Source organism: Citrobacter sp. Cpo074 (assembly GCF_030332745.1).
Classification (GTDB): Bacteria; Pseudomonadota; Gammaproteobacteria; order Enterobacterales; family Enterobacteriaceae; genus Citrobacter; species Citrobacter portucalensis.
In genome coordinates this window covers 1373122-1386568 of record NZ_JAOWHG010000027.1, presented here as the reverse complement: position 1 = coordinate 1386568, position 13447 = coordinate 1373122, and the positions used below count along the sequence as shown (strand labels likewise).

Here is a 13447-nt window from a genome sequence, read left to right as displayed (position 1 = left end):
GTTATCAGAAGTGGGTGTTTACGCTCATGAACCACGTCCGGCCCGGTTCGTTATAGGTATTCGCGCCAGCGCCTGCCATATAGTTCCCGGTTACAATATCGCCCGTGGTCTGGGCATTACCTTCACGCCACAGACGTTTGTCGAAGACGTTATCCACGCCGCCGGTCAGGCTGACGTTTTTCGTCACATCCCAGGTCGCGCTCAGGCCGACGATGCTGTACGGGCTGACTTCACTCGCCGAACTACCGGTTACCGGTTTACCCTGGTAATCGTATTTCTTCGGCTGCTGTTTGCCGTACCAGGTGAAGGTGGACTGCAGCGACAAATCTTCGCGTGCCTGCCAGCTCAGAGTCGAGTTCAGCGTGTACTCAGGAATAATCGACAGGCGTTCGCCGGTCTCTTTATTCTTACTTTGCAGCATGTAGGTAATGTTGTTGGTCCAGTTAACGGTTTCGCTAACCGGCACGTTCAACGTACCTTCCAGACCCTCAACCACCGCTTTAGGAATGTTTTCCCACTGGTAGATATCGGTGTAAGTCGTCTTCCCTTTGTTGGTGATAGATGTTCTATCGAACGGTACCGTACCCGCTTCAATCTTGTTGCGGTAATCGTTGCGGAACCAGGTTACCCCAGCCAGCCAACCGTCACGCTTGAACTCAAGACCAATCTCTTTGTTGATACTGGTTTCAGCCTTCAGGTCATCGTTGCCCATCATGTAGCAACCAATGCCCGTCGCGGAACCGGTGGCGTAGCAACCCTGGCCTTTACTGTACAGAATGTAGTTCGGGTTGAGCTGGTACAGGCTTGGTGCTTTATAGGCGCGCGCAATTCCCATCTTCAGCGTGAAGTCATCACCCAGACCCTGTGACAGGTTCAGAGATGGGCTCCAGTTGTCGCCAACGATGCTGTGGTGGTCGAAACGCAGACCCGGCGTCAGCATGGTGCTGTCGGTCAGTTCCATGTTGTTTTCAGCAAACAGGGAGAAAATCTCTGCGTCTGAGTACGGGCTACGGTTGGTGCTGCTCGAACCGGGGATATCGCCGCCCATAAAGGTCTGCGAATTGGACAACATGTCCTTCATGCGTTGCTGGTTCCATTCAGTACCCAGCGTCAGGTTTTGGTTCACCAGCAGATCAAACGGAATGCTGATTTCACTGTGCAGCATGACGTCATTCAGGTCGGCATCGACATATTTTTGTGACGCATTCGGGTCGAAGATCCCTTCCGTACCACCTGCCAGGCCTTCTGGTGTACGGGAGTTACGCGTATGTTCATACTGCACCCAGTTGCTGGTGGTGACGCCGTTATCCCAACCGCCGTTCCAGGTCAAAGAGTAATTCTGGCGGTAAAGACGGTTGGTCTCTTTCCCGTAGTTATCTTTCACCAGTTGGTTGGTGTTGGTGTTTTGGGTGTCACCCGCATACAGGTTGCCCTGACGGCTATAACCGGCTTCCAGTTCCAGTGACTGGAGCGGGGCGAAATCCCAGCGCACCACGCCGTTAATGTCTTTGTTGATCACCCCTTCACGACCGGCCGGTAAGGTGTTGGCGTAAGTGCCGGTACGTTCTGACTGATGGCCCTGGTTGATGTCCCATGCGTCGGCCTGGGTTTTATCAAGATTACCGTACAGGCGGAAGCTGAAATCCCCGCCCATTGGACCATTCAGGCTAAAGTTGGTGCGCTTGGTCGATCCTTCGTCTTTGTGTTCCGGCGCGTTGAAATAGGTATTCCAGGAACCATGCCACTCATCGCCGCCTTTCTTGGTGATGATGTTCACCACACCGCCAGCTGCGCCATTGCCATAGCGTGCTGCGGCAGGACCGCGCAGCACTTCAATACGTTCAATCATTTCCGGAGCAACCCAGGCGGTATCGCCGCGGGTATCACGCTCGCCGCGCCAGCCCTGGCGTACGGAGTTACGGCTGGTAACCGGTTTACCGTCGATCAAAATCAGGGTGTTTTCTGGCCCCATGCCGCGAATATCGATCTGACGGTTGTTGCCGCGCTGTCCGCTGGTTGAGTTACCGGTCAGGTTAACGCCAGGCATGGTACGGATGATTTCCGACACATCGCGAGCGGGAGGATTCTTACGAATTTCATCAGCGGTAATGGTTGATACGCCCGGTGCCTGCAGGTTCTGCTGGGCGGCGGTAACGACGATGGTGTCTTCATGAGAGACAGCGACGCTATCGGTTTGATCTTCTGCCATTGCTGGCAGGGCTACCCCGTAAATCCCTAAATTGACCAATAAGGCCAGTGAATGAATCTTGTTGTTCATTGTATGTCCTGCTGTTCTTTTAGCCACGAGTACCAATGTGCCGTGGTGCGGCATTTGGCCTGATGTCGCCCGCATCTGCGTAAACGATCCATTCCAGAAAAAGTACGCAGCGCCAGGTCGGTTTATAAGTGGTGAAAAACTGTACGCGCTTCCCACAGCGCGACAATACGCTATTGCAAATGCAAATAGTTATCAATAATATTATCAATATATTTCACGCTAGATCATAAAATTTCACAATAAACATGGGGTTATGGTTGTGACGACGTTAAAGATGGGAAGCGAGGCGTGGTGGCAGTCAAAAAAAGGCCCGGAGTGGGAGCGTGAAGACAACGGAAATTATCGGGTAACCTTCTGGTGGCGTGATCCGCAGGGAACGGAGAAAGAGTCAGCCATTCATCACGTTTGGGTTTATATCACCGGCGTCACCGACCACCATCAAAATGCTACCCCTCAGTCGATGCGACGCATTGATGGAACAAATGTTTGGTGCTGGAGTGTTTCCCTCAGCGCCAACTGGCGTGGCAGTTACTGTTTTATCCCAACAGAGCGCAACGATATCTTTTCCTCGCTTGTGGCAGGCGAAGCGCCTGACCGAAACGTGCTGCGTGAAGGCTGGCGGCAATTGCTGCCACAGGCCATTGCTGATCCCCTTAATCCGCAGAGCTGGCGGGGCGGTCGTGGCCACGCGGTGTCTGCGCTGGAAATGCCGGAGGCACCCGTACAGCCCGGATGGGATCAACCTGAACCCCCCAAATCCCCCGCAGTGTGCCTGCAATGGCATAGCGCCAGGCTCGGCAATACGCGTCGCGTATGGGTGTTTACCACCGGTGATGCTCAACCCGAAACGCGTCCGTTGGCTATCCTGCTGGACGGACAGTTTTGGGCACAGAGTATGCCGGTCTGGCCTGCGTTGACTTCACTCACGCATCGCGGACACCTTCCTTCTGCCGTTTATCTCCTGATTGATGCCATTGATACGGCTCACCGCAGCCATGAGCTACCGTGTAATGCGGATTTTTGGTTGGCGGTGCAGGAGGAGCTATTACCACTGGTGAAGACAACGACCGCGTTTAGTGACGATCCGCAGCGCACCGTGGTGGCTGGGCAAAGTTTTGGCGGGTTGTCTGCGCTGTATGCCGGGCTGAACTGGCCCGCGCGCTTTGGCTGTGTGCTTAGCCAGTCCGGTTCTTACTGGTGGCCGCATCGCGGTGGTCATCAGGACGGGGCGATCGTCGAGCAACTGAAAAGCGGGAAGGTGAGTGCTCAGGGGCTGCGTATTGTCCTGGAAGCGGGGATCCGCGAGCCCATTATTTATCGCGCTAATCAGGCGTTATATGCCCAGTTACCTTCTGCACCACAGTCTATTTTCTGGCGTCAGGTTGATGGCGGACACGATGCGCTTTGCTGGCGCGGCGGTCTGATGCAAGGGCTAATGACGCTCTGGCAACCGCTTACCGACACGATTTAACCGGACGATGTTCCACGACAGGAGTTGAGTATGGAATTCAGTAACCCCTTCGATAATCCGCAGGGCCAGTTTTACATTCTGCAAAATCCCCAGCGTCAGTTTAGCCTTTGGCCGCAGCAGTGCTCGCTTCCTGCTGGCTGGCAAATTGCTTGCGAACCCCAATCCCAGGAAGCCTGCCAGCAATGGCTGGAAGCAAACTGGACCACGCTTACGACCGCGAACTACGTCGATGTGCAGGAGGCTCCATGACTCAGCGTTTACCTTTAGTGGCGGCTCAGCCGGGGATCTGGATGGCGGAAAAACTCTCCGCATTGCCCTCGGCGTGGAGCGTGGCGCACTACGTAGAGTTAACTGGCGAACTGGACGCGTCGTTGCTGGCGAAAGCCGTTGTGGCGGGCCTGGAGCAGGCCGATACCCTGCGGATGCGGTTTAGCGAAGATAACGGTGAGGTCTGGCAATGGGTGGATTCTGCGCTCGCCTTTGCGCAACCTGAAATTATCGACTTGCGCGCAAAATCCAATCCACATGAGGCGGCGCGTGCGTTGATGCAGGCAGACCTGCAGCAGGACATACGTGCTGATGGCAATAAGCCGCTGGTTTTTCACCTGCTTATACAGGTGGGAGAAAAGCGTTGGTATTGGTATCAGCGCTACCATCATTTGCTGGTCGATGGCTTCAGTTTTCCGGCCATTACCCGCCAGATAGCCGCAATTTATCGCGCATGGCTACACGGCGAGCCTACGCCAGACTCGCCTTTTACGCCGTTCGCCGAGGTGGTGGAAGAGTATCAACAGTACCGTCAAAGCGATGCCTGGCAACGAGACGGCGCTTTCTGGAGCGAGCAGCGAAAGCAACTTCCACCTCCTGCTTCGCTGTCGAACAATCCGTTGCCGGGACGATCGGCCAGCGCGGATATTATTCGTATGAAGTTAACCGCGCCTGAAGGGGCGTTTCGTCGGCTTGCGGCACGTATGCCTGACGTTCAGCGTGCGGATCTGGCCCTCGCGCTGGTGGCATTGTGGCTGGGACGTTTATGCAGCCGAATGGATTATGCCGCCGGGTTTATCTTTATGCGGCGCATGGGGTCGGCGGCGTTGACCTCCACTGGACCGGTTTTAAACGTACTGCCATTTGGTGTGAGGCTGGATGCGGCAGAAAGCTTGCCTGCGCTTGCACAACGACTGGCCGGACAGTTGAAGAAAATGCGTCGGCATCAACGTTATGATGCCGAACAAATCGTTCGCGACAGCGGGCGTGCAGCAGGTGCCGAGCCGCTGTTTGGCCCGGTGCTGAACGTGAAAATATTCGACTATCAGCTGAATATTCCCGGCGTTCAGGCGCAAACCCACACGTTGGCGACAGGGCCGGTGAACGATCTTGAACTGGCGTTATTCCCGGATGAAAACGGTGGGCTGAGTATTGAAATTCTGGCCAATAAACAGCGCTACGATGCAGAAACGCTGACGCAGCATGCCTCGCGTTTAATCGGGCTTATCGAGCAGTTTGCCGACAATCCGGCGCTATGCTGCGGCGACGCCGGGATGCTGTTGCCAACAGAACATGAGCGGCTGGCGAAGATTAATCACACCACCGTGGAGATCCCGTCCACTACGCTGAGCGCGCTGGTGGTACAGCAGGCCGATAAAACGCCGGATGCCCCGGCGTTGGCCGATGCCCGCTATCAGTTTAGCTATCGCGAAATGCGCCAGCAGGTCGTGGCGCTGGCGAGCCTTTTGCGTGCACGCGGCGTCAAGCCTGGCGACAGCGTCGCCGTGGCATTACCGCGTTCCGTGTTCCTGACGCTGGCGCTGCACGGTATCGTTGAAGCCGGTGCAGCCTGGCTGCCGTTGGATACCGGATACCCGGACGATCGCCTGCGGATGATGCTCGAAGACGCGAAGCCAAAATTGTTGATCGCGACCAATGAGCAACTGGCGCGCTTTAGCGATATTCCTGGGCTGGAAAGTCTGTGCTATGACTCGCCCCTGCCAGCAGAAGATGCTGCTCCGCTGGCGCTATCTCAGCCCAATCATACTGCCTATATCATTTTTACTTCCGGTTCTACCGGTAGACCAAAAGGGGTGATGGTTGGGCAAACCGCCATCGTTAACCGTCTGCTGTGGATGCAAAATCACTATCCGCTGACCGCGGATGATGTGGTGGCGCAGAAAACACCGTGCAGTTTTGACGTCTCGGTATGGGAGTTTTTCTGGCCGTTTATTGCCGGGGCAAAGCTGGTAATGGCAGAGCCTGAGGCGCACCGCGATCCGCTGGCGATGCAGCAGTTCTTTGCCCAATATGGGGTGACGACCACGCACTTTGTTCCCTCTATGTTGGCCGCTTTTGTCGCTTCACTGACGCCGGAAACCGCGCGGGAGAGTTGTGCCTCGCTGAAACGGGTATTTTGCAGCGGCGAAGCCTTGCCTGCAGATTTATGCCGTGAGTGGGAACAGTTAACTCATGCGCCACTGCACAATTTGTACGGACCAACGGAAGCAGCGGTTGATGTGAGCTGGTATCCGGCCTGGGGGGAAGACCTTGCTGCTGTAACCGGCAACAGCGTGCCGATTGGCTATCCGGTATGGAATACCGGTTTACGTATCCTGGATGCCATGATGCGCCCGGTGCCTTTCGGCGTGGCTGGTGATTTATATCTGACGGGGATCCAACTGGCGCAAGGTTATCTGGGCCGTCCGGATCTGACAGCAAGCCGCTTTATCGCCGATCCGTTTAACGTTGGCGAACGCATGTACCGTACCGGGGATGTGGCTCGCTGGCTGGAAAATGGCGCGGTGGAATACCTCGGGCGCAGCGATGACCAGCTTAAAATTCGCGGACAACGCATTGAGCTCGGCGAGATTGACCGGGTGATGCAGCAGTTGCCTGATGTCGAGCATGCCGTTGCCCACGCCTGCGTATTCAACCAGGCGGCGGCGACAGGCGGCGATGCGCGTCAACTGGTGGGGTATCTGGTGTCACAATCGGGTTTACCGCTGGATACGTCCGCGTTGCGGGAAAAGCTGCGTGAAAAACTGCCTGCGCATATGGTGCCGACGGTTTTGTTGCAGCTGGCGGAGCTACCGCTTAGCGCGAACGGTAAACTGGATCGTAAAGCGCTGCCGATGCCGCAGTTGACGTCGCGTACTTCCGGGCGCGCACCGCGAGCAGGGACTGAAACCACCATCGCGCAGTCTTTTGCGGCTTTGCTGGGTTGCGAGGTTAATGACGTGGCGGCAGACTTCTTTGCGCTTGGCGGACATTCGTTGCTGGCGATGAAGCTGGCGGCACAGTTGAGCCGGGTTTTTGAGCGTCAGGTGACGCCGGGGCAGATTATGGTGGCCTCTACCGTTGAACAACTGAGTGCTCTACTGGAGAGCACTGATGATGAGCAGTCGCAACATATGGGATTTGAGGCACTGTTGCCGCTGCGTGAAAGTCACGGCCCAACGCTGTTCTGTTTCCATCCGGCGTCGGGTTTTGCCTGGCAGTTTAGCGTGCTATCGCGATATCTCAGCCCGCAGTGGTCGATTATAGGTATTCAGTCGCCGCGCCCGGATGGCCCTATGCAGACGGCGGAAAATCTTGATGCGGTATGCGAACATCACCTGGCAACATTGCTCTGTCAACAGCCTCACGGACCTTACTATTTATTAGGTTATTCGCTGGGCGGCACGCTGGCACAGGGGATCGCCGCGCGCTTACATGCCAGAGGAGAGACGGTTGCATTCCTCGGGCTGTTGGATACCTGGCCGCCAGAAACGCAAAACTGGCAAGAAAAAGAGGCTAATGGGTTGGATCCAGCGGTACTGGCAGAGATCGAGCGTGAACGCGAAGCGTTTCTGGCGGCGCAGCAGGGGAATGCGTCAGAGGCTTTATTTAACGCAATCGAAGGCAACTATGCCGATGCGGTTCGCCTGCTCACCACGGCACACAGCGTGCCGTTTGCAGGTCACGCTACGCTGTTCGTTGCTGAGCGCACGTTAGTACCGGGTGTCAGTCCTGAACGCAGCTGGTCGCCGTGGATATCCAGTCTGGATGTTTACCGCCAGGATTGCGCGCATGTTGATATTATTTCCCCTGCCTCATTTGAGGCGATAGGGCCTGTAATAAATGCACTGATTAATAAATCTGTGTAACAAGACGAATATTGCTATCGCGGTGATCGAACAATTCCATAATGTAAATAACATGTTATGGAATTGTTCTTTTTTATGCAATGCAAGGTGATGAAAGGGGTGAATAAATTCCGAATATAATTTTTGGTAGGGCGACAAGCACAAAGATTGTTTCGGATAATTCTGACTAGCTGGTAGACTTCTCCCACAGGAATGTTTTTCTTTTAGGAAAGTTTTCAGGTCACGCAACATGTCATCATTAAATATAAAGCAAGATAACGTTTCGGAATTTACTGGGTATCCTCAGCCAACGGCAAACGCAAATGAAATCGATTTAGTGAATCTAATCGAAATCTTATGGCGTGCAAGAACGAAAATTATAGCGACCGTTTTCGCCTTTGCTTGTGTGGGTATTCTGGTCTCTTTTCTGCTGCCACAAAAATGGACCAGTCAGGCCATCGTGACGCCGGCGGAAGCGGTTCAATGGCAGGGATTAGAGAATACGCTGACCAAATTGCGCGTGCTGGATATGGATATTAGCGTTAGCCGTGGTGATGTGTTTAACCTGTTTATCAAAAAATTCCAGTCGCCGTCATTGTTAGAAGACTATCTGCGCTCTTCGCCTTACGTAATGGATCAATTGAAAGGTGCTGATATCGACGAAATGGAGTTGCATCAGGCAATTGTCAGGCTCAGTGAGAAAATGAAAGCGGTTGATACTAACCTGGGTAAGAAGAACGAAACTTCGCTGTATACCTCATGGACACTGAGTTTTACCGCACCTCAGGCCGAAGAAGCCCAGTCAGTGCTGAAGGGATATATCCAGTATATTTCTGCCCTTGTGGTGAAAGAAACGCTGGAAGATATTCGCAATAAATTGTCCATCAAAACCAGTTATGAAAAAGAAAGACTGGAGATGGATCGCGTCAGGCTCAAAAACCAGTTGGAAGCAAATATCCAGCGACTGAGCTACTCGCTGGAGATCGCCAATGCCGCCGGGATTAAAAAGCCGGTCTACAGTAATGGCCAGGCGGTGAAGGATGACCCCGATTTCTCTATTTCACTGGGTGCTGACGGCATCGAACGTAAATTAGAAATAGAAAAATCAGTAACGGATGTTGCTGAAATTAACGGTGAATTACGTAATCGCCAGTACCACGTTGAGCAACTGTTAGCGATGAATGTGGGTGACGTAACATTTACGCCGTTTAAATATCAACTTTCACCTTCGCTGCCGGTGAAAAAAGACGGTCCGGCTAAATCAATGATCGTTATTCTGGCCGCATTACTGGGGGGAATGGTGGCGTGTGGTGGTGTTCTGTTGAACCATGCCATGATGTCGCGTAAGCAAAAAATGACGTTTATTGATCAGCAACTGGTGTGATGAATTGTCGTATGGCGGCAAGCTGGCCGCCATACTGTAACGCGTGTTATTTGTTGCGTCCAAGTGGCACCACTAACGGCGTTCCGGCAACCGGATCGTCGATAATCATACAGCGCAGTCCATAGATTTTTTCAATAAGCTGCGCGGTGACGATCTCCTTCGGTACACCCTCGGCAATAATTTTTCCGTCACGCAGCGCGATCAGGTGTGTTGCATAGCGACAGGCCTGATTCAGGTCGTGCAAAACGGCGGCCAGCGTGTAACCTTTTTCCCGGTTTAGCTCACTCAGCAGTTCCAGCAGATCGATCTGATGACTGATATCCAGCCAGGTGGTGGGTTCATCGAGCAGCATAATCGACGTTTCCTGCGCCAGCACCATCGCAATCCATGCACGCTGACGTTGTCCGCCGGAAAGGGTATCCACACTTTGTGATGCCAGGTGGGTGATACCCGTCGCCTGCATGGCGTTTGAGACCGCAATTTCATCCTCTTGCCGCCAGCGGGTAAACAGCGGCTGGTGTGGGTAGCGTCCGCGAGCAACCAGCTCCTGTACCGTAATATCTCCCTGCGTGGTGGCGTTTTGCGCCAGCAAACCTATTCTGCGGGCGACTTCTTTGCTGGCATAGTGCTGAATATGCTCGCCATCGAGCCAGACCTTGCCGTGCGCGGGCGTCATCAGACGACTCAGCGTGCGCAGTAGTGTTGATTTCCCGCAGCCGTTTGGCCCGATAATCGCGGTGAAATGGCCGTCGGGAATCGATACATTGAGGTTTTCAGCCACGGTAAACTTGCCATAACCCAACGTTAACTGGTCGCCACGCAAACGGGCTACTGATTCGATCATTTTTTGCGGGACTCCTGAATTAACAAGACGATAAGATAAATACCGCCGAGGCTTACGGTGACAACGCCCACCGGAAGCTGATAAGGCATAAACAGCTGTTGGGCGCATAAATCCGCCATCAGCAACAGCAACGCGCCGCACAGCGCCGACAGGGTTAATCCCCAGCGCGATGTACCGCTTATACGTCGCGCGATATGCGGCGCGACAAGAGCAATAAACGAGATAGGACCGGCCAGCGCGGTGGCGGCAGCGGTCAGTACCACCGCAACCAGCATCATCATCAGACGTGAGCGCTCAACGCTGACGCCAAGCGCACAGGCGCTGTCATCACCCATTTCCAGTAAGCGCATCCGGCGTACCAGCAGCGCGGCGCACACCAGCATGATGATAATCAGCGGGGCAGAAGGCCAGGTTTTGGCCCAGGTCAGGCCATTGAGCGATCCGGCGTTCCACAGCCCGGCCGTCAGCGCGGTTTCTAATGATGCTTTCAGCAGTAGCCAGGTGTTGAACGCCACCAGCATGGCGCGAATGCCGATACCGATAATAATCAGCCGGAAGGTGTCGATCCCATTGCGCCAGGCGAGCGCCCAGACCACCAGAGAAGTCAGAATCCCACCCAGCATGGCCGCCAGCGCGATAGCGGTGAGATGCTGTCCGAACAGCACCATTGCCACCAGCACACCGCTCCAGGCTCCGGTATTGAAACCCATCACATCCGGGCTGCCCAGCGGGTTGCGCATCAGCGACTGAAATATTGCGCCGCTCACGCCGAGAGCCGCGCCAATTAATAGCGCCATGAGCACGCGTGGCAAACGCCATTCGGTCACCACCAGCGTAATACTGCGCGGCGCATCGCCGAGCAGGGCGGCAATAATTTGCTGGGTTTCCAGCGTAACAACGCCGCTACGCAGGCTCCACAAACCAATGACGAGACAACCTGCAACCAGCAGCAGGCTGCTGATTATCAGGCGGCGGGAGAGGTGCATCATGCGCCACCCCCACGCGATTTACGGCGTACCAGAAAGATAAGCACCGGTGCACCGATAAACGCACTGACTACCGACACGCGCAGCTCGCCGGGGACAATCAGGCGACCGATTATATCGGCAATCAGTAACAGAGTAGGCGTTGCCAGTAGGGTTACGGGCAGTGACCAGCGGTGATCCGCCCCCACCAGCCAGCGCGCCATGTGCGGCATCATCAGGCCGATAAAGGCGATAGGACCAACAATCGCGGTCGCACTGCCGCACAGTACGGTAATAACCAGCAGGCCAATAAATTGCGTGCGAGCGACTTTACTGCCAAGCGCGGTAGCGGTGTCGCTGCCGAGACTCAGGCTATTCAGAGCGCGACTGAGAAACAGTGCGACAGCCGCGGCAATCAGTACCGGTACCAGCACAACTTTCAGCGTTTGCAGGCTGCGGATATCCAGTGAGCCGGCTTGCCAGAAACGCAGCTGATCGTAAACGTCCGGGTTGAGCAGGGCGATGCCGGTGGATAATCCTTCCAGCACCGCGCCCAGCGCGACGCCCGCCAGGGTCAGACGTACCGGGCTTAACTGCCCGCCGCCCTGACTACCGGTAAAAGCTACGATCAGCGATGCAGCCAGCGCACCGCAAAAGGCCATCAGCAGCTGTTCTTGCGCAGAGGAAAAGCCGAACAGCGCGGCCCCCAGCACAATAGCGAAGCTGGCGCCGGAGTTGACACCCAGAATGCCGGGATCGGCGAGAGGGTTACGCGTGAGCGTTTGCATTAGTGCGCCAGCCAGGCCCAGCGCACCACCGGCGAGCAGCCCCGCCAGCGTGCGCGGCAGGCGCGCGTCCAGCACGATGGTGCAATCAGCACTTTGACAACTGCCGGTGAGCGCATCCAGCACCACGGAGGCAGGTAGCGACTTGGCGCCAATAACCAGACTTAATACCGTGGTGAGAACAAGTAATAACAATAGTCCGGGCACGGCGAAGGCGCGTGTCGCGGAAACAGAGCATGACATATCAACTTCCCTGATAATGATAGTAATTATCGTTATCGATCTTATTTGGATATGTTAGCATGTGCAGCCATCGAATGGATATTGAAAAAGTACCTGGTAAGGCTCTGTAATGAATCGACAATCCTGGCTGCTCAATCTCAGCCTGTTAAAGACCCACCCAGCATTTCGCGCTGTCTTCCTCGCCCGTTTTATTTCCATTGTCTCTCTGGGGCTACTCGGCGTGGCGGTTCCGGTACAGATCCAGATGATGACCCAGTCGACCTGGCAGGTGGGTTTGTCGGTGACGTTGACCGGTAGCGCAATGTTTATTGGCCTGATGGTGGGCGGAGTGCTGGCCGACCGCTATGAGCGTAAAAAAGTGATCCTGCTGGCGCGTGGAACCTGTGGTATTGGCTTTATTGGCCTGTGTCTGAATGCGCTGCTGCCCGAACCGTCGTTGCTGGCGATTTATCTGCTTGGCTTATGGGATGGTTTCTTTGCCTCTCTGGGCGTGACCGCATTGCTGGCTGCGACGCCAGCGCTGGTTGGGCGCGAGAATTTGATGCAGGCCGGGGCGATTACCATGCTGACGGTGCGTCTGGGATCGGTAATTTCACCGATGCTTGGCGGGGTGCTGCTCGCGACTGGCGGCGTGGCCTGGAACTACGGACTGGCGGCGGCGGGAACCTTCATTACCTTACTACCGTTGCTGAGCCTTCCTGCGTTGCCGCCTCCGCCGCAGCCGCGCGAGCATCCGCTGAAATCGCTGCTGGCAGCATTTCGCTTTCTGCTTGCCAGCCCGCTGATTGGCGGCATTGCGCTGCTCGGTGGTCTGTTAACCATGGCGAGCGCCGTGCGTGTGCTGTATCCGGCATTGGCGATTAACTGGCACATGTCGAGTGCGCAAATTGGCCTGCTGTATGCGGCTATTCCGCTGGGGGCAGCCGTGGGCGCATTGACCAGCGGACAACTGGCGCACAGCGTTCGCCCGGGACTGATTATGCTGGCATCGACCGTGGCTTCATTTCTGGCTATCGGCCTGTTTGGCTTGATGCCCGTCTGGCAGCTTGGTGTGGTTTGTCTGGCGCTGTTTGGCTGGTTGAGTGCGGTCAGCTCTTTGTTGCAGTACACCCTGTTACAGACGCAGACGCCGGAAGCGATGCTCGGACGAATTAACGGTTTGTGGACGGCGCAAAACGTCACCGGCGATGCGATTGGCGCGGCGTTGTTAGGTGGTCTGGGCGCGATGATGACGCCGGTTGCTTCGGCAAGCGTGAGTGGATTTGGGCTGGTGATTGTCGGTCTGTTACTGCTGCTGTTGTTGGGAGAAGTGCGCCGATTCCGGCAGGTCCCTGTGAATGCCTGATCGCATTGTGCTCTATG

9 protein-coding genes are annotated in these 13447 nt (G+C 55.3%); 5 read left to right on the top strand and 4 right to left on the bottom strand.

Annotation, left to right across the window (positions count from 1 at the left end; genetic code table 11):
- Positions 1 to 4 precede the first annotated feature (4 nt).
- Positions 5 to 2278: a TonB-dependent siderophore receptor gene (locus tag OGX83_RS11315; protein ID WP_286588047.1), complete on the bottom strand. Its 2274-nt coding sequence runs from the start codon at positions 2276 to 2278 to the stop codon at positions 5 to 7.
- A gap of 253 nt (positions 2279 to 2531) precedes the next feature.
- On the opposite strand from OGX83_RS11315, the gene fes reads away from it, so the two are divergent.
- From fes to wzz(fepE), 4 genes are all read left to right on the top strand, one after another.
- Complete coding sequence (fes, locus tag OGX83_RS11310) at positions 2532 to 3749, top strand: enterochelin esterase (RefSeq protein WP_286574338.1); 1218 nt, start codon at positions 2532 to 2534, stop codon at positions 3747 to 3749.
- A 30-nt stretch (positions 3750 to 3779) separates the two neighbouring features.
- Positions 3780 to 3998 (top strand): MbtH family protein, encoded by a 219-nt coding sequence (locus OGX83_RS11305; RefSeq protein ID WP_032941816.1) that lies wholly within the window; start codon positions 3780 to 3782, stop codon positions 3996 to 3998.
- Positions 3995 to 7885: an enterobactin non-ribosomal peptide synthetase EntF gene (entF, locus tag OGX83_RS11300; RefSeq protein WP_286588045.1), complete on the top strand. Its 3891-nt coding sequence runs from the start codon at positions 3995 to 3997 to the stop codon at positions 7883 to 7885. Before OGX83_RS11305 ends, entF begins: the two co-directional genes overlap by 4 nt.
- A 229-nt stretch (positions 7886 to 8114) precedes the next feature.
- Complete coding sequence (gene wzz(fepE), locus OGX83_RS11295; protein WP_286588043.1) at positions 8115 to 9248, top strand: LPS O-antigen length regulator Wzz(fepE); 1134 nt, start codon at positions 8115 to 8117, stop codon at positions 9246 to 9248.
- A 46-nt stretch (positions 9249 to 9294) separates the two neighbouring features.
- Here wzz(fepE) and fepC read toward each other — a convergent pair whose 3' ends face one another.
- From fepC to fepD, 3 genes are read right to left on the bottom strand one after another with little or no spacing between them, the layout of a single operon-like run.
- Entirely contained in the window at positions 9295 to 10092 is a 798-nt protein-coding gene (fepC, locus tag OGX83_RS11290; RefSeq protein ID WP_286588040.1) for an iron-enterobactin ABC transporter ATP-binding protein, read from the bottom strand.
- On the bottom strand, positions 10089 to 11081 hold the full coding sequence (fepG, locus tag OGX83_RS11285) for an iron-enterobactin ABC transporter permease (protein WP_008784056.1): 993 nt from the start codon (positions 11079 to 11081) through the stop codon (positions 10089 to 10091). Before fepG ends, fepC begins: the two co-directional genes overlap by 4 nt.
- A complete protein-coding gene (fepD, locus tag OGX83_RS11280) occupies positions 11078 to 12085 on the bottom strand; it encodes a Fe(3+)-siderophore ABC transporter permease (protein ID WP_032942654.1) in 1008 nt (335 codons plus the stop codon). The genes fepG and fepD overlap by 4 nt, the downstream gene beginning before the upstream one ends.
- A gap of 109 nt (positions 12086 to 12194) precedes the next feature.
- On the opposite strand from fepD, the gene entS reads away from it, so the two are divergent.
- Positions 12195 to 13430, top strand: a complete 1236-nt coding sequence (gene entS, locus OGX83_RS11275) for an enterobactin transporter EntS (protein ID WP_111465939.1) — start codon at positions 12195 to 12197, stop codon at positions 13428 to 13430.
- Positions 13431 to 13447: the final 17 nt, after the last annotated feature.